The organism is Geothrix sp. (genome assembly GCF_049292215.1).
GTDB lineage: Bacteria > Acidobacteriota > Holophagae > Holophagales > Holophagaceae > Geothrix.
The window spans coordinates 11,902-28,279 of the sequence record NZ_JBATQW010000024.1 but is presented as its reverse complement, the minus strand read 5'-3'; the positions used below and the strand labels follow the sequence as shown (position 1 = coordinate 28,279).

13 protein-coding genes are annotated in these 16,378 nt (G+C 63.0%); 8 read left to right on the top strand and 5 right to left on the bottom strand.

Features of this window, described 5'->3' with window-relative positions:
• Positions 1 to 1,023 (bottom strand): tRNA (adenosine(37)-N6)-threonylcarbamoyltransferase complex transferase subunit TsaD, encoded by a 1,023-nt coding sequence (gene tsaD / locus WAS25_RS04710; protein WP_422310357.1) that lies wholly within the window; start codon positions 1,021 to 1,023, stop codon positions 1 to 3.
• Between the two features lie 24 nt (positions 1,024 to 1,047).
• Between tsaD and priA the strand changes: the two genes are divergently transcribed.
• The 8 genes from priA to WAS25_RS04670 all read left to right on the top strand — a co-directional run bounded on the left by priA (position 1,048) and on the right by WAS25_RS04670 (position 13,545).
• Entirely contained in the window at positions 1,048 to 3,318 is a 2,271-nt protein-coding gene (gene priA / locus WAS25_RS04705) for a replication restart helicase PriA (protein ID WP_422310356.1), read from the top strand.
• 146 nt (positions 3,319 to 3,464) lie between these two features.
• Positions 3,465 to 4,133, top strand: a complete 669-nt coding sequence (locus WAS25_RS04700) for a prepilin-type N-terminal cleavage/methylation domain-containing protein (protein WP_422310355.1) — start codon at positions 3,465 to 3,467, stop codon at positions 4,131 to 4,133.
• 11 nt (positions 4,134 to 4,144) lie between these two features.
• Complete coding sequence (locus WAS25_RS04695; protein WP_422310354.1) at positions 4,145 to 4,666, top strand: type IV pilus modification PilV family protein; 522 nt, start codon at positions 4,145 to 4,147, stop codon at positions 4,664 to 4,666.
• 11 nt (positions 4,667 to 4,677) lie between these two features.
• Positions 4,678 to 5,832, top strand: coding sequence for a PilW family protein (locus tag WAS25_RS04690; protein WP_422310353.1), 1,155 nt, complete (start codon positions 4,678 to 4,680; stop codon positions 5,830 to 5,832).
• 10 nt (positions 5,833 to 5,842) lie between these two features.
• On the top strand, positions 5,843 to 6,445 hold the full coding sequence (locus tag WAS25_RS04685; RefSeq protein WP_422310352.1) for a hypothetical protein: 603 nt from the start codon (positions 5,843 to 5,845) through the stop codon (positions 6,443 to 6,445).
• Between the two features lie 32 nt (positions 6,446 to 6,477).
• Positions 6,478 to 10,944, top strand: a complete 4,467-nt coding sequence (locus WAS25_RS04680; RefSeq protein ID WP_422310351.1) for a hypothetical protein — start codon at positions 6,478 to 6,480, stop codon at positions 10,942 to 10,944.
• Positions 10,945 to 11,020: 76 nt separating this feature from the next.
• Positions 11,021 to 11,839 carry a 16S rRNA (adenine(1518)-N(6)/adenine(1519)-N(6))-dimethyltransferase RsmA gene (gene rsmA / locus WAS25_RS04675; protein WP_422310350.1) on the top strand — a complete coding sequence of 273 codons (819 nt, stop codon included), beginning with the start codon at positions 11,021 to 11,023 and terminating at the stop codon, positions 11,837 to 11,839.
• The gene (locus WAS25_RS04670) at positions 11,830 to 13,545 is read left to right on the top strand and encodes a ribonuclease J (RefSeq protein WP_422310349.1); all 1,716 of its coding nucleotides are present in this window, start codon (positions 11,830 to 11,832) and stop codon (positions 13,543 to 13,545) included. Before rsmA ends, WAS25_RS04670 begins: the two co-directional genes overlap by 10 nt.
• On the opposite strand, the gene WAS25_RS04665 is transcribed toward WAS25_RS04670, so the two are convergent.
• The 4 genes from WAS25_RS04665 to WAS25_RS04650 are packed head-to-tail and all read right to left on the bottom strand — an operon-like array spanning position 13,542 to position 16,286.
• A complete protein-coding gene (locus tag WAS25_RS04665; protein WP_422310348.1) occupies positions 13,542 to 14,528 on the bottom strand; it encodes a hypothetical protein in 987 nt (328 codons plus the stop codon). The two genes, WAS25_RS04670 and WAS25_RS04665, sit on opposite strands and share 4 nt — an antisense overlap.
• 52 nt (positions 14,529 to 14,580) lie before the next feature.
• Positions 14,581 to 15,093, bottom strand: a complete 513-nt coding sequence (locus WAS25_RS04660; RefSeq protein ID WP_422310347.1) for a hypothetical protein — start codon at positions 15,091 to 15,093, stop codon at positions 14,581 to 14,583.
• Positions 15,094 to 15,117: 24 nt separating this feature from the next.
• Positions 15,118 to 15,630: a hypothetical protein gene (locus WAS25_RS04655; protein WP_422310346.1), complete on the bottom strand. Its 513-nt coding sequence runs from the start codon at positions 15,628 to 15,630 to the stop codon at positions 15,118 to 15,120.
• Positions 15,627 to 16,286, bottom strand: a complete 660-nt coding sequence (locus WAS25_RS04650; protein WP_422310345.1) for an RNA polymerase sigma factor — start codon at positions 16,284 to 16,286, stop codon at positions 15,627 to 15,629. The genes WAS25_RS04655 and WAS25_RS04650 overlap by 4 nt, the downstream gene beginning before the upstream one ends.
• Positions 16,287 to 16,378 lie beyond the last annotated feature (92 nt).

Here is a 16,378-nt window from a genome sequence, read left to right as displayed (position 1 = left end):
TCAGGCTCCCAGCTTTAAATCGGCATCGGCGTTCTGGCTCCAGGGCTCGGAGTCGGCCGCCAGCAGGGCTCCCGCCGCGGCGATCATGGCCCCGTTGTCTGTGCACAGGCGCGGTTCCGGGAGGGCGAGCCGAAGGCCCTGACGGGCAGCCATGGTGGCGGCATCGGCTCGCAGCCTCGAGTTGCAGGCCACCCCACCGCTGATGATCAGGCTGCAGGCGCCGTGCTCCTGGGCCAGGTCGGGAATGGGCTTCAGCAGCCAGGCGGAGATGGCCTCCTGGAGGCTGCGGCAGAGCCCCTGGACGTCGGCGTCGGTGGCTCCGGCCTCGGCCAGGCGGGGGTTCCGTTCCACCCGCAGCTTCACGCCGGTCTTGAGCCCGGAAAAGCTCCAGGAGGCTTTGCCGTCCCGGAATCTCGGCGGCGTGAAGGGCTCCGCGGCCCTGGTCGCCGCCCGGGCGCAGGCATCCACCAGGGGGCCACCGGGATAGCCCAGGTTCAGCATCCGTGCGGTCTTGTCGAAGGCCTCGCCAGCGGCATCGTCGCGGGTCTTCTGGAGCAGGTGGAGCGAGGTCCAGCCCTGGGCGAGATACAGGTGGGTATGCCCCCCCGAGACGAGCAGCACCAGGGCGGGGAAGGCAAGGTCGGGGGCGGAGAAGCGGGCGGCGTTGAGGTGCCCCAAGAGGTGATGGACACCCACCCAGGGGATCCCGTGGCGCCAAGCCACCGCCTTGCTGGCGCTGAAGGTGGCCAGGAGGCTGCCGACCAGGCCCGGCCCCCGGGTCACCGCGATGCGATCCAGGTCCCGGAGGCCAACGCCAGCTTCTGCGAGGGCTCCCGCAATCACCGATCGCACCTGAAGCAGGTGCCCCCGGGCGGCGAGCTCGGGGACCACGCCCCCGAAGGGGCCATGGATGGCATCCTGGCTTTCCCGCACCAGGGATCGGACTACCGGGCCGGCAGGGGTCTCCTCCACCACGGCCGCGGAGCAGTCGTCGCAAGAGGATTCGAGGCCGAGGATGATCACCGGCCAAGTGTATCCTGGCCACCCATGGCCCTCGTTCCCACCCGCGTCCAGCTGAACCGGCCCCTGCCGCCACTGACCTATCTGGCGCCGCAGGGCCTGCCCGAGGGCGTTCGGGTGCGGGTGAAGGTTCGGAACAGCCTGGCGGTGGGGCTGGCGATGGGGGCCGATCTGCTGCCGCCTGCGGCGAAGCTGCGGCCCATCGAGGTCGTGCTGGATCCCTTTCCCTTGTTGCCGGCCAAGCTGCGGGAGCTGCAGTCTTTCGCTGCCCGCTACTACGGCTGCCTGGAAGCCCACCTGCTGCCCCTGAGCCTCCCCTCCTCCATGCTTCCCAACTGGGAGGCCGACGAGGATGGACAGCGCCTGTCCTTCCAGCGCGACCGGGACGCCTGGGGTGCCCTGGCCGACCTGGGCGAAGCCTGGCACCGTGATCCCGCCATCCTGCCCACGCTGCTGCATCGCGCTGCCCTGCGCGGCTCGGGGTTCACGGAGGTGCGCCTCACCGGGGCATCGCACCCGCCCCGGGTGACGCCTGCCCAGGCCAAGGTGCTGCTGATCCTGGAGGACTCGGGGGGCGCCCTGATGGAACCGGAGCTGCTGGCATCGGCAGGGGTCGGCGCCTCGGTCCTGGGCACCCTGGAGAAGCGGGGCCTGATCCAGCGGATGAAGCGCGTGGACCTGCTCGGACAACGCCGCGAGGCGGGACTGGACCGGACGGTGACCCTGACCGCGGAGCAGCAGACTGCCTTGGAGAGCGTGGCGACCGGGACCTTCGGCGTGCACCTTCTGCAGGGCGTGACGGGATCAGGCAAGACCGAGGTCTACCTGGCCCTGGCTGAGCGGGTGCTGGCCGAAGGGCGGCGGGTGCTCTGGCTGGTGCCGGAGATCGGGCTCACGGCGCGGCTGCTCGACCGCCTGGAGGCGCGCTTCCCCGGCCGGGTTGCGGTGGGGCATGCGGGTCTCAATGCCGGTGAAAAGCATGGCGACGTGGTGCGCCTGCTCTTCAATGGGGCCGACCTCTTCGTTGGGGTGCGCAACGCGGTGCTGGCGCCGCTGCGCGACATCGGCCTCATCGTCGTGGATGAGGAGCACGAGGGATCGTACAAGTCCGAAGAACATCCCCGTATCCATGCCCGAGACCTGGCCATCAAGCGGGCCCAGCTCGAAGACTGTCCCATTCTACTGGGCAGCGCCACGCCGAGCCTTGAGAGCTGGCAGGCGGCCCAGAGCGGTCGATACAAGCTGCTCAGGCTGAGAGAGCGGCCCGCAGGCATTTCCCTGCCGTCCGTCGTGATCGTGGATCTTCGCGATGCCTACCGGCAGGTGCGTCGGAAGGTCATCCTGGCACCGCCGCTGATGCAGGCCATCACGGGCACGCTGGCCAAGGGCGAGCAGGTCTTGCTGCTCCTGAACCGCCGAGGCTATGAGAACTTCTGGATGTGCCGGGCCTGTGGACGAACGCTGGGCTGCCCGCACTGCTCCATCTCGCTCACCTACCATCGCGGGGACTTCCGGCTGAGGTGCCACCTTTGTGGCCACGAGACGGTGCCGCCCGAGGCCTGTCCCGACTGCGGCGCCAACCACCTCCGGGGGGTCGGCGAGGGCACCGAACAGGTGGAGGAGCACCTGAACCAGCTGTTCCCCTCGGCCCGGATCCTGCGCCTGGACCGCGACACCACGCGCCGCCGCGGCTCCTTCGAGGCTGGCCTGCTGGCGGCGGAGGCGGGGCAGGTGGACATCCTGGTGGGCACCCAGATGCTGGCCAAGGGCCACACCTTCCCTGGGCTTACGCTGGTGGGCGTGCTCAACGCCGATCAGGGGCTCAAGGTCGCGGATTTCCGCGCCTCGGAACGGACCTTCCAACTGCTCACCCAGGTGGCGGGCCGGGCGGGCCGGGCCGAGCTGCCCGGTCGGGTGATCCTTCAGACCTATTCGCCCGAGCACCCGGCCATCACCCATGCCCTGGCCCAGGACTTCGAGGGCTTCGCCGCTTCCGAGCTGCCCTTTCGCGAGGGCCTTGGCTATCCGCCTTTCACGGCCCTCTCCCTCTATCGCGCCGAGGCCGATTCGCCCCTGGAGGCACGGGAGGCCCTGGACGCCTTCCGGCAGCGCCTCTCCGTTCCTGGCCTGCGGGTGCTGGGCCCTCTGGAAGCGCCGGTCCCACGGATTCGCGATCGCTGGCGCATGCACCTGTTGCTGAAGGGAGGGCGGGGTGCCCTGGGCGAGGTCCTGGCCCGGCATCCTCTGGATCCGGCGGGCCCCATTAGCCTTGACCGGGATCCCATCCAGTTCGGATGATGTATAAAAAATATACATTTGGATGTGGAAAATGGAGATAACTCGGTAATTGATTTTTTAAGTTATTTAATATAAATATTTAAATTCAATCATGTCGCTCTGCTCTCTGGGCCGATGCTTGGGACATGAACTGCAAGGGGACCCACATGCATCGCTCCGTACGAGGTTTTTCGATGCTCGAACTCCTGGTCGTGGTGGTGATCATTGGGATTGTGGCCCTCGTGACTGGGACCTGGTATGGCGTATCTCAGCCAGCGGCGGTGAAGGGAACTGTCAACTCCCTGGTTGGCATCCTCTCGGAGGCACGCACCGTGGCTCAAACTACGGGAAGGACGGTGACACTGGCGACCACCGGGGCCCAGGCAACCCTCACGATTCAATTCCCCTCCCAAGGGGATGTCATCCCCGCCCCAGCCAATCAGGCCTTCACCGTCTGGCGACGTGACGCGGCCGGGCGCGACTCGACGCGATACTCCGGCATCGATACCAGCTCGGCTTGGCCGATCTACTCTCAAGCGCCACCGAATCCTGATCCACTCACAGGAGGCGTCACCGCAGTGTCCAGTCTCTTCACCAACGGGGTCAATCCCGGCTCCTCAGCTAAACTTTTCACAGGGGTTAATAACAGTAATTTCTCTTTTGATCCCACCGGGCGCGCGAGTGCTGATTTCTATGTCTACGTAGGGGGCATGCGGAACGGCGCGTCCTACCGGAGTGCTCCGGTTGGCCTTGTCCTGGTGACTCGGGCCAATGGCATTCACGCCTTCTACAAGCCCAATGCGGGCGATGCTGCCTCCCCCTGGCAGCGACTCTAGGAGAGCTCTACATGACGCGCCGAGCCCCCCGCCAGACTGGATTCTCCCTTGTTGAACTCCTGGTGACCGCCCTCATCTTTGGCATCGGACTTCTAGGCCTCGCCTCGCTCCAGGTATCAACCTTGCGTAGCAATTCTGGTGGCCGAAATCGTGTAACAGCTGCTTCTCTCGCCGAAGGTTGCTTAAGTTCGATCCAGGCCGAGGGCAGCCTTTCCTGGTCCTTTGCTGCAGGGGTGATGGGTTCTAGTTCGGTCTTCACTGGTCCCCGCGCCTATACGGGAGGTGCGACCAATGGCGTATTCGGAGCCTTCGACATCAGCGGCCTTCCTGTCGTGGCTGGCGACCCCACCCAGGTATTCCTCGTGAATTGGACTCGTTTGGCTCCAACGGCCGCCACACCCTCAGCGAACATTACGGGCATGAACATGAATGAGTTCGTCGTTACCGTGATCTGGCGGGATCAGGCTGTCGGCGCTGATGGCACGGACTTTGGCAATTCGACTCTTACCCTCAGCCGTCTCGTCCGCTACTAGGAGGCCATGCCATGACGCTCCGGTCCTTTCGGCATTTCCGCCCTCTCCAACATGGCTTTTCCCTGATAGAAATGCTCGTAGCAGTCATGTTCGTTGGGATACTCACGGCCGGGATGTTGCGGATCTACTCTACGAATTTGGCCAGTTTCCAGCGCATCAATGACACGATCGCAAGCCAACGGCGGGGTCGGTGGGCCTTGGCATCTTTGCAGGATGATGTCTCATCCATTGGTTACTTCGCGTTTGTTCCTTTCAATCAGCCGGCGGGTTACTCCGTTTCCTCCGGGACGCAGGAACCTTTCATGATTCTGCCATCTCCAACCCCCGTCCTGGTCACGGGGCCAGATCCGACCAACCCTGGTGGGACGCTTGTCACTGCTCCACTGGCGCCGAACCCCGATGAAATCCAGTTTGTGGGTGACCTCCCCCTGCCCATCCAGGCCACACTCGCTGCCCCTCCCACGGCCTCAGCATTAACCATTAACCCTGTCACTGGTTCTATGGCCGATGTTCGACCTAATGACGTGGTGGCTATTCTGGATGCGAACTTCGAGCAAGTGAAGGTTGGCACAATTTCAGGCACCACTCTATCTGTGCTTCCCGCAGGTATGGAGGTTTACGGGAGCACCCAGGTCGCCGGTCTTGCGTTGACCTCTGCACCTTCCTATCACCCTGGTGGAACACCTGTGGCCATTTTTCGGCCGAATGTTGTTACCCGATATTCGATTCAGGCCCGAGCTTGGGACCCCTCAAATCCTGGCATCACCATCCCGTGCCTGGTTCGACAACAGACAACTTATCCAACCGGAGGATCTTTGATCAACTGGGGAAACGTCCAACCAGATGTCATTGCCGAGAACATCGAAGGTTTTACGGTGGACCTTAGTTTCGATGGGGGTGTCACCTGGCTGCGCCAAGGCTCGGCCAACTGGGATTCCATCGTCGCCAAGATGGTGACGAAGGCTCCGGGGGGCAAGGCCCTGAATCCACGCGACCCTGCTAACCCACTTTGGTTCCGCAACTTCCCATGTCTTATTCGCATGGATGTTGTGTCTCGATCTGCCGCACCCCGCTCTGAGAACTCAGATGTGAGTGGTGTAGCTGCGTACATCCGTCGCACACAGACCTTGATGGTCACGCCCCGTAACTTCGGTTTGCCGCTCTAGAGGTGATTTCATGAAGCTGGTTCGAACCATTCCTGCTCGAACGAGTCAACAGGGGGGCCTCACCATCGTCATGGCGCTGGTGCTTGTGGCCGTCATGGGCGCGGCCACATTCAGTCTGAGCCGCAGTGCCATTCGCGAACTCTCCATGGCGGGGACCATCATCCAGGGCAACAAGGCCGCGGCTGCTGCCGATGCGGGGCTGGATTGGACCATTACGTGGGGGCAAGGCGGCGTCAAGTTTTCGGATTTTACGGCCGCCTCACCCGCCGCTAGTCAAATTTATTTTCTGACGGGTCTCAAGCAGAGCCTTGATCCGGTTCTAGGCCATCCCATCATGAACTTGTCAGGAAGTGGGAAGCCCGCCATGTCGATGGGAACAGTCGCAACTACTGATCAGAACTTCGATTTGGAGGTTCGCTTCTTAGGCAATATTGCAGCTGGCCGCGCGAGTGGTGGTAGCTCCAACAACGCGGGGGCCTCTGGTGATACCAAGGTGGATGCCACAAAAGGCGATTTCGTTTGGCGGGTCCTTTCTACGGGCCATGCCACGCCCAAGGATGCGCAGACATTCCAGGCCCAGCGTGAGTTGGTCGTTTCAGTTCCGATTTTTTGAACCCGATTCTTCTTTCCCTTCGCGAGGAACCCATGGCTTCCCAAGTAGCACGCATCAAATCACTGCTGCTGAGCGTATTTGCCGCCACCACTCTATTTGCACAAGTGGACTCCAAGTTATTGACTACCACCGATCTGCTTGATGTTTATAAAAGCGGTGGAGGGCTGCCCGAAATGCTCACCATCTTCGATCTCTCCGGATCGATGGTGAATGCCTTCTGGCACCCCAAGTATTGGACCGACCTCAATAGCGATAGTGGCAATGCCATGACGGTCAACGAGACCACGGGCCTCGTCTCCCTCGATCTTGGTGGGGGCATTACGGCTACCGGCTATTTGGTTGACCCCTCAGGCACCAAGATCACCACGCTGCCCATCACCGCCGCCGTCGTGCAGACGGCCAGTCACGCCCGGTTGACAGCAACCAAAATAAGTGGAACGAAGACCTACACGCGTACGCTGGACATCCCCATTCCCTGGACGAACTTCCTGGTGCCATCCCCCCTGCCTTCGCCCGGGACAGCCCCAGTTCCGGATTTCTTCGTCGATCCGAAGAGCGGCAGCTCCGTGGTTTTTGATACCCTCTATACGGTTTCCACTAGCTACATCCTCAATGTTTCAGCACCCACCGTGAAAACCATATCGGGGGCAACTTGGGCCTCGGGGGCAGCCACCTTCACCTCAGCCGCCCATGGGCTGGCAGTTGGTAACGCCATTGTCGTCTCGGGCGTTTCTCCGGCTGGCTACAACGGGACATACAGGATTACGGCCAAAGCCACCAATACCTTCACCGTGACTCTCTCAACGAACCCGGGCGCCTATGTTTCCGGCGGAACCGTAAGCCGTGGAAATAGTACGCTCGAAATCTTCACCTACAATGCGGATTACGCCTACTGGCTATTCTGGGGCAACGTTGTCAAGGCTGCCGACGGCAACAGCTATGTCACCACGGCTGCGGCAGGTGTGAACGATGATCGGAACCAGGTCCCGCCCGGGACCATCTTCACCACCAGCACTGCTGGGCTGGGTGGCAAGTATCCAGCTGGTGGCGGGTATATCATTCCTGGCGTTTACGACCCTGCTGGGGGTAACGCAACCACGCCCAGCACCACTCCATGGTCAGATGCGCGCGGAACCACCTTTAACAACGGCATCCCGGCTGGAACCCGATCCCAGTTTCTGAAGAAGGCGGTGCTTCAAACCTGGCTCAGCAAACAGGACAAGGTTCTATGGGCTTACCGATTTCTCGATCCCGCTGGGGAGTCGAACCTGAGCCCCAATAGTACAAACTTTGGCACGGGTGATCGCTACCTCACCAGGTTCAAGACGGTGACCTCAGGGATTGATCCTTCGGTGTCTGCGGTTCAGAAGAAGCTACCCGCGGGCAACACTCCGCTGACCGCAGCCATTGCCAATGCCTACGCCCAGTTGATCAATTCCGGCACTTCGTCTACTTCGGGGAACCCCGGAAACATTTTCGACAAGGTGAACACGGGCATCGAGCCATCGCCCTGCCGGTCGAGTTTTGTCATCCTCTTTACTGACGGATTGGCCAACAACGAAAGCATTGGGACCAAAGAAGTCGCTACCAACGCGACAACGAGCGCCATTCTTGAGTCTGATTTGCAGGCGATTCCATTCTCCAGTTTAAATGTCAATACTGGCTCGACCAGCACGAATTACAACATCTGGAGCTTGGCTGCGGTCGCAGCTCACGGAAATGACAACGGGACGAACAACGCAAGCCAGTTGACCGCGGGCACCGGTACTCCTAGCCAGTACGCCCCCTTCCGCGTTATGAATCGAGGCTCCGAAGGCACGCCTGGGCGCAAGATCACGACCATGACGGTGGGCCTTTCACTTGCAGGCACCAATACTTCGTCTGTGGCCACCGGAGGCAAGGGACCACTCCTGAGAACCGCTCTGTACGGCGATCCTGCCAATACGAATACTCCTTCCTATACGGCGAAATTCGACCTCCAATATGCCGTTGCCTATGGCAAGACACCGCTGAACAGCTCAACGGGGCTTCCGACTGGTCGGGTGGGGATGGCCACCAATTTCTTTGATGCTTCCGATCCCAACGCTCTGATTGCCAGTCTCTCGGCGATCATTGCTCGTGTCACTCAGGCCAATACCAGCATTACGGCGCCAGCTGCACCGTTGGTTGGCCTTAACCTTGGCAACCGGGCCTATCTGGGTCGGTTCGCCTCGACAAATGCTGGTGATGGCTCGGGTTCCGTCTGGCAGGGGGACCTGTTGATGACTGGGTTGGGCGTCCAGCCCGATGGCACCATTGGCCTCATCGATAAGAGCGGAGCCTTTCAGATTGACATCAACGCAGGGAATGCAGTTGCCTCCGCTTCCGCAGCTCTGCTCGACTCGTCCCGAGGGTGGAAGAACCGAAATGTATACACCATGGTTCCCGGCACCGCCATTCCGGGTACCGGGTTACCCCTGAACGCGGCGGCACAGGCTTTCAGCACCTCCAACGCCCTGCTCACCCCTAAAGTCATGGGGGTGGCGACAGCCACAGAAGCGGCAAGCCTAATCCGCTTTATTCGAGGGGCCTCCAAAGCGGCTCAGGCGGATGGCACCACCACGGCCTCCCGCGGAGATATCATGGGCGACATCGTCAACAGCTCACCAGCGGCGGTGGAGTATGATCCAACGCTCATTCCGGCCGGCAGCAGACTCAATGGATTGTGGGGCAGCAAGTACAAAACCATGAAGGACGCCAGGTTCCAGGTGATCTTCGTTGGTGACAACCAAGGTCATTTCCACGCCTTCGGCGAGGTGAGCGGTCTCAATGGCTCCGACATCCTAGAGGCGGATCTGGATGAACTTTGGAGTTTTGTGCCACCCGAATTCCTAAACAATCCTTCCGTAGCCGCCACCATTCCCAAGCTCAGCGCCCTCAAAAACCCTGGAAACGACCACATCTACACGGTAGATGGATCCCCCTACATCTACTTCAAGGACAACCCCCTTTCCGGATCTACTTCAGGCAACCGAAGGGTGGATAGTCTCGATACCATCCGGGTGATCATCGGAATGCGAAAGGGGGGGCGCAGTTACTACGCCTTCGACGTGATCGACCCAGGTGCACCCATCCTTAGATGGATGCTGGATCCCAATACTTCAGCGGATCCCGCCATCAAGACCATGGGGCTGTCCACTTCTACGCCCTCAGTGGCTCGTGTAGAGGTCGGCAGCAGCCCAGCTGTGGTTAAAGATGTTGTCTTCCTTGGCGGTGGTTACAGCAACAACGAACTTGATGCCTTGACCATTGGTAACAATGCCAGCCCCCTTAAACTGGGGCGGTCGCTGATTGCCATGGATGTATTGGATGGCACGCCCATCAAAATTTACGACTTCGTAAACAACGGTTCTCTGGCCGCCGGATTCCCCAATATGGGTGCCATTGCGACCGGCACCTTCCCACTGGAGTTCTATGTGGGTTCCAAGAAGGCCCAGCGGGTCTATTTCGGCGACCAGTCCGGCGGGGTTTATGCCTTGGGATCAATGCAGACCATGAACACTGGCGCTGTGGGATGGCGACTTGATAACTCCAACATCGACCAGTGGACTACCGACGGCTCCCTAAATGTGGGCACCACACCTGGAAATGCCGGTATTCGATGGATTTACAAGGGGCAGACTAAAGTTGTCGGCGGAAAAATCGTCGAGGCCTCACCGATCTCTTCCACCCCTGTGGCCTACCGCATTCCCAAGGCCATCCCTCAGTTCCTGCGCCCCTCCACCAGTAGCAACGCTCCGAACATGATCCCGCCCGTTGTCGGTGTGGCTTTTGGCACCGGGGATCGCAATGATCCAATGGACCTCGATGTCATCGGACCCGTAGGGAACGCCTCCTTCCGACAGGTCATGGTGCTCGACCGGCAGGACAGCGCCGACCTCCCCGGCGGGTTGCCGAATAATGTGAATGGCTTCGGAAATGCCATCACCGATGCGCTGTTGTCTGACCAAACCTCAACCGTGACCCCCGGCGATACAAGCTACCTTGGGAACAATCAATATCTCGGCTATTACCTGCGATTCCGCGGGTACACCACGGATGCTATATCGGGCAAGCTGCTGTTTGAAAAATCCTATTTGAATTCCCTGGTGGTCAATGGCGGATTGGTTTTCTCCACTTTTAAGCCAGGCAAGACTGGAAGTACGGTGATTTGCGAAGGTGCGGGTAACACTTTCACCTACCGCATGTGTGATGCGCTGGCCCCAGTCTTCGGGAATGGCTCTTTGGCAGCCTCGGGTACCACCACCGATAAGCAACTAGCCGGTTGCAATGGCATCGTTTTCTCGTGGACCAACTTAGCCGGAGATCTCACATCCATTGGCAGTCGCATGGTCTTGCAGAGCGGCCAGGATACGCCGATTCCTGGTACCTCATCCTCCTCCAACGTGAAAATCCAAGATCTTGTGGTGCAAGGCGGTACGCAATCCTTTGCCCCACGAGCCTGGCGAATCATCCGCTAATCGAGCGTTGCGCTAACCCAAGGGGCCCGCAAGGGCCCCTTTTCATGGCCAGGCTCCCGAGGTGGTACGCTGGGGTGTGCCGGATCCTTCGCCCATCGCCCGCCTTCGACCCAAAAAGGCCTTCGGCCAGAACTTCCTGGTGAACGAGGGGGCCATCGCCACCCTCGTGGGGGCGGCGCTCGCCTCGGGTGCACCGCGCCTGCTGGAGATCGGTCCCGGTCCGGGCATCCTGACCGAGCGCCTGCTGGCCGACGGGCGGCCCCTGTGGGCCGTGGACCTGGATCCCGAGGCCTGTGAGCTGCTCCAGTCACGGTTCGGAGACCGCCCGCAGTTTCACCTGCTGCAGGGTGATGCCGTCCGGCTCCCGCTGCCGGAGGGCGAGCCCTGGTCCGTGATCGGCAACCTGCCCTACAACGCCGCCACGCCCATCCTGGCCCGCCTGCTGACCGAGGGCGTCGCGTGGGAGCGCATGGTGCTCATGTTCCAGCTGGAGGTGGCCCAGAAGCTCATGGGCGTGCCCGGCACCAAGGCCTACGGCCCGCTCTCCGTGCTGGCCCAACTCTGCGCCCGGCTGACCCGGCTCGTGAAGCTGGGGCCGGGCTCCTTCCGTCCGGCACCCAAGGTGGACTCGGCGGTCGTGCTGTTCGAGCCCCGCAAGGATGCCCCCTCGCTGCCGGAGCGCAAGGCCCTGCTCCAGGTGCTCCACCGCTCCTTCGCCCACCGCCGGAAGACCTTGGCAAACAACTGGCAGGGCGTCCTACCGGCTGAAGCCCTGACCAGCGTGGGCCTGGCCTCGGCCTTTCGCGCCGAAGTAATCGCGCCCCCCACGTGGCTGGACGCGACCCGCAGTCTCATCCTTCATCATCCCGAGGTGTTCCCATCGTCATGCCAGTAGCGTCTGAATTCGAAACCTGGGCCGAGGCCCCTGCCGCCAACGAACTGCGCCTGATCCCCATCGGCGGGCTCGGTGAGTTCGGCATGAACGCGCTCGTGGTGCACAGCGCTCGTAGCCTCTTCCTGGTGGACTGCGGCCAGCTCTTTCCCTCCGATGACCAGCCGGGCATCGACTCCATCGTGCCGGACTTCGCCTACCTGGAGCCCTTCGCAGATCGCCTCCAGGCCGTGCTGCTCACCCATGGGCACGAGGACCACCTCGGTGCGCTGCCCTACTTCCTCCGCCGCTGGCCGGTGCCCGTCTATGGCACGGCCTTCACCCTGGGCCTGCTGGAAGGCAAGCTCCGCGAGCATGGTCTGGATACGGGCTTGCTGCACGTGGTGACGGATTACGGCCGCGTGAAGGTGGGCGATGGCGAGATCGAGGCCGAGTGGATCCCCGTGACCCACAGCATTCCGGATGCCTGCGCACTGGCGCTGCACACCCCGCAGGGCGTGCTGGTGCACTCGGGTGACTTCAAACTGGATCCCGAGCCCCTGGATGGACGGCACACAGGCATCGAGCGGCTTCAGGCCCTGGGCGACGCCGGTGTGCGCCTGCTCATGGCCGACTCCACCAATGTGGGCCGGCCGGGGCGCTCTCCTTCGGAGGCCGTGTGCCGCGAAGGGCTGGAGGCCGCCTTCGAGCAGACCAAGGGGCGTCTCTTCATCACCACCTTCAGCTCCAACATCCACCGCCTCCAGACGGTGGTGGACCTGGCCTATGAGTTCCGCCGCCAGGTGGTGCTCCTGGGCCGCAGCCTGGATCGAAACCTGACGCTGGCTCGCTCGCTCAAGCGGCTGGACCTGCCCGACGACCTCCTAGTGGACGTCAAGGATGCCCATCTCTTCCGCAAGAATGAGCTGGTGGTGCTCTGCACCGGCAGCCAGGGCGAGCCCATGAGCGGGCTGGCGCGGTTGCTGCGGCGGGAAGTGAAGGGCCTGCCCATGGAGCCCGGCGACCGCCTGGTCGTGAGCGCCCGGGCCATTCCAGGCAACGAGGTGGCCATCTCGCGCATGCTTGATGCGGCGGAACGTCTGGGTGCCGAGACTTCCAATGATGGCCTGGGCCCCGTCCATGCCTCGGGCCATGGCAGCCGGGAGGAGCTGGCCGACCTGATCCGCGCCGTCCGGCCCAGCCAGATGGTGCCCGTTCATGGCACCTACCGGAACCTGCGGGCCCACAGTGCCCTGGCGGCTTCCCTGGGCTGGCCGCCGGAGCGGATCTCCCTGCTCGATGGCGGCCTCTGCCTGCGCCTGTTCCTGGATGGCCGGGTGGACATGCCGGGCGCGGTCCCGGTTGGCAAATGTTTCGTGCACGAGGGTGTGGACCACATGGTGGATGCCCGCGTGGTGCAGGACCGCCTCATCCTCCAGGAGGACGGCGTTGTCTTCGCCACCCTGCTGGTGGATCCACAGACAGGCGAGCTGGCGGCGACGCCCACCATCCTCAGCCGGGGCTTCGTGATGCTGTCCGATGACGAGGCATACGCCGAGTTGCTGGCTGGCGTGGCCCGGAAGGCCTACGAGGAGGCGCCGATGGTGGTCCGCAACAATGGCGAGGCCATCCGCGACACCCTACGCCTGGCCCTGCGCAGGATCATCCGGAAGACCACGCAGACACGACCCCTGGTGATTCCGGTGATCCTGGAGGCGCCAGCGAGTTAGGACCCGGGCCGGGTGCGGAAGGTAAAGGTCAGGCCCGCGAAGCGGTCCGTGCCGAAGGCTTCCGAGCGGGTGGCCCCCACCTGGAGTTCCAGGAGGAACCTCGAGTTGACCTTCCAGCCGGCGGTTCCGGTCAGAGTGTCGGAGCTCTCCCCGGTCATGTGGTCCACGTCACGGATTGCCTCCAGCCCCCATCGGGTGCGCTTCAGGTCGGCCTCCAGGCCTGCCGTCGCCGTCCAGTCCAGGAGAGACGCTTTGGAGCCCACCCGCGAGGCCGCGACCCTTTCGAGCCAACTCACCAGGCGGCCCGACAGGGCCCGGAACACCTCCGGGCTCACGCCTCCCGAGCTGTTTCGGATCCGGCTGACATCGGTCTCCCCGTGCAGGGCCCCATAGTCGTAGTGGATGTAGGAGAAGTACGGGCGCCAGACCTCGCCTAGGTAATCAAGGTTGGCGCCGATGCCCCGGTCGGTGACTCTCAGGTTCGCGTAGCCCGTCACGTAGACGATGCCCGTTGGCGTGTTGATGGGCCGGCTGGTGAAGCTGATCCGATCGTACTCCGTGGTGCGCGTGGAGAACTCGAAGCCGAGCCGCCAGCCGCCCAGGTCGAAGGCGGGCTGGAAGGCGTAGCGCTTGTAGGCCAGCAGGCCGGACAGGTCTGTCTGGTCGTATCGCAAGGCGAGGTCGAACACGCCGAAAGAATGGTTGCCACCGAGGCTGGTGGTGGTCGCCGTGGTGGAGGACCCGTCCGGACTGGGGGCCTGGGCCGTGGAGGCGAGGTTCGACCGGACGCCGGAGATAAACAGGGAAAGGACCCCACTCGGGTTCCAGGTGAGCTTGCCGTGGAAGTCCCGGCCCTCGGCGCTGTCCGCCAGTCCCCCCAGCTTGAGCGTGAGATTAGGGGGCCGGTAGGGAGCGGGCTCCGGCTCAGCACTCGATTGGGCCAGGACTGGCAGCGAAGCCGCCACCAGGACGATCCATTTCACAGGTCACCTGCTCAGGAGGGGGAAGGGTGGGTGGATCGCCTACGAAGCGAGGCTATTTGTCTTTCCGCTGTTCCTGGATGGCTTCCTGGATGGACTTCTGGAACTCGTCCACCAGGAGGATGAAGCGACCCTGCTGGGCCGGCGTGAGGGAGCCCCGGATGTCCTCTTCGAAGCGCTTCCGGGAGGCCTCCTGCTGCTGCCGGAGGGCGGCAAGCTCCTCCACCACGGGCTGCAGCTTCCGGTTCTTGTCATCCTCGCTACCGGGGCCCATCAGAGTGGTGTTCATCTGGTGGCGCAGCTGGCCCATCAGCAGCCGGCGGGAGGAGGATTCCTCGTCGAAGAGGGCCCAGCGGTCCGCGATGGCATTGGCCTTCTCCTCGCTCAAGCCGAGTGACCGCTGGAGCTTCCTGGATCGGAGCTCGTGGAGCACCGCCACGATCCGCTCCCGGCGTGGTCCAGCGCGGCGCTCCGAGGGGTCCCTGAAGGCCCGCTCGGGGCGTACACGGCCCTGGGCGCCCAGGGTGAAGGCGGTCAATGCGAGGAGCAGGAGGGTTCGGACGGACATGGAAGACTCCACTGGGAACTTAGCTCACTTCTTCACGGGTGGCTGGGCCTGCCGGTCGCTGAGGGCCTGGAGCACGGCATCTGCGTCCTGCTGCGACAGGGCCGTCAACTGGGACACAGCGTCCTCCGGATCCAGGAAGGGGATTTCCGGCTGGACCTCCTGAATTTCCGATGGCGTCCGGGGGAGGGTGGCCTCCACGAGGGGGGTACGGTTGGCCCGCCCGGCCCAGAAGGCACCGGCCCCCACGGCCATCAACAGGGCAGCAGCAGCGGCCCAGGTGAAGAAACCGAGGCGCCGGTGCAGGCGGGGCCTGGCGGGCAGCTTCCGCAGGATGCGATCAGGGAGGCGCTCCAAGTAGCCGGCGGGGGCCAGGGCCTCGGGACTCTCCTCCTGGGCGAGGTAGGCCACCCGGACCTCGGCGCAGGCCCGGCAGATCTTCAGGTGGGTCTCGGCCTCAGGGCCCGGATCGAGGGGATCCACCAGGACGGCCTCCATGGTGGGGGCGCAGGCGGAGGGAATGGGGAGGGGCTGGGTCATGCTCGGCCTCCTTTGACATGGCGGGTCAGGTTTTGGATGGCGTGGAAGATGTGGGCCTTCACGCTGCCCACCGAGGTGCCCATCTCCAGGGCGATGCGTTCGTACTTCCAGTCGTGCTGGAGCTTGAGGGTCAGGGCCTGCTTCTGTCGCTTGGGCAGCTTGGGCAGGGCTTCCTGGAGCAGGCGGCGGGCTTCCTGGTCCATGAGCGAGCTGATCTGGGTCTCATCCACCCGGAGGGCCGGATGCTCGAGCGTGCCTTCCGGGCCATCGATGCTCTCGTGCTCCTTGGTGACGCGCTCCCGGTAGTTCAGGGCCTGACGGGTGGCGATCGTGATCAACCAGGTGCGGAAGGAGGACTCGAAGCGGAAGCCGGGCAGGGCGCGGAACACGCGAATGAAGGTCTCCTGCACGACGTCATCCGCGTCCTGGTGGTTCTTCAAGATGGAGAAGGCCTTGCCGTAGACGTCCCTCGAGAAGAGCCGGACCAGGGAACCGAAGGCGGCCTGATCGCCCTGCTGGGCCTCCTCCACCCAGGCCAGCACCTCCGGGGTGTGGTACGGCGAGCCCCGATCGGGGGTCCGATCGGGGGTCCGATCGGTGGTCGGGTTGGCCGTCTGGATCATCAGGGGCTCGCTCAAGGTGGCTATTGCCATCATGTTAGGCTCCGACGGCGGGAATCAAGGAGAATCCGCCGTCAATGGATGGACCCGGCGTGGCCTCATGAGGTTGAATGGACAAGGATTTAGAC

Excerpts from the sequence above, each read along its gene's own strand:
- priA (WP_422310356.1), top strand. The coding sequence starts at position 1,048 with ATGGCCCTCGTTCCCACCCGCGTCCAGCTGAACCGGCCCCTGCCGCCA.
- WAS25_RS04690 (WP_422310353.1), top strand. The coding sequence starts at position 4,678 with ATGACGCTCCGGTCCTTTCGGCATTTCCGCCCTCTCCAACATGGCTTT.
- WAS25_RS04670 (WP_422310349.1), top strand. The coding sequence starts at position 11,830 with ATGCCAGTAGCGTCTGAATTCGAAACCTGGGCCGAGGCCCCTGCCGCC.
- WAS25_RS04695 (WP_422310354.1), top strand. The coding sequence starts at position 4,145 with ATGACGCGCCGAGCCCCCCGCCAGACTGGATTCTCCCTTGTTGAACTC.
- WAS25_RS04655 (WP_422310346.1), bottom strand. The coding sequence starts at position 15,630 with ATGACCCAGCCCCTCCCCATTCCCTCCGCCTGCGCCCCCACCATGGAG.
- WAS25_RS04660 (WP_422310347.1), bottom strand. The coding sequence starts at position 15,093 with ATGTCCGTCCGAACCCTCCTGCTCCTCGCATTGACCGCCTTCACCCTG.
- WAS25_RS04650 (WP_422310345.1), bottom strand. The coding sequence starts at position 16,286 with ATGATGGCAATAGCCACCTTGAGCGAGCCCCTGATGATCCAGACGGCC.
- WAS25_RS04685 (WP_422310352.1), top strand. The coding sequence starts at position 5,843 with ATGAAGCTGGTTCGAACCATTCCTGCTCGAACGAGTCAACAGGGGGGC.
- WAS25_RS04680 (WP_422310351.1), top strand. The coding sequence starts at position 6,478 with ATGGCTTCCCAAGTAGCACGCATCAAATCACTGCTGCTGAGCGTATTT.
- WAS25_RS04700 (WP_422310355.1), top strand. The coding sequence starts at position 3,465 with ATGCATCGCTCCGTACGAGGTTTTTCGATGCTCGAACTCCTGGTCGTG.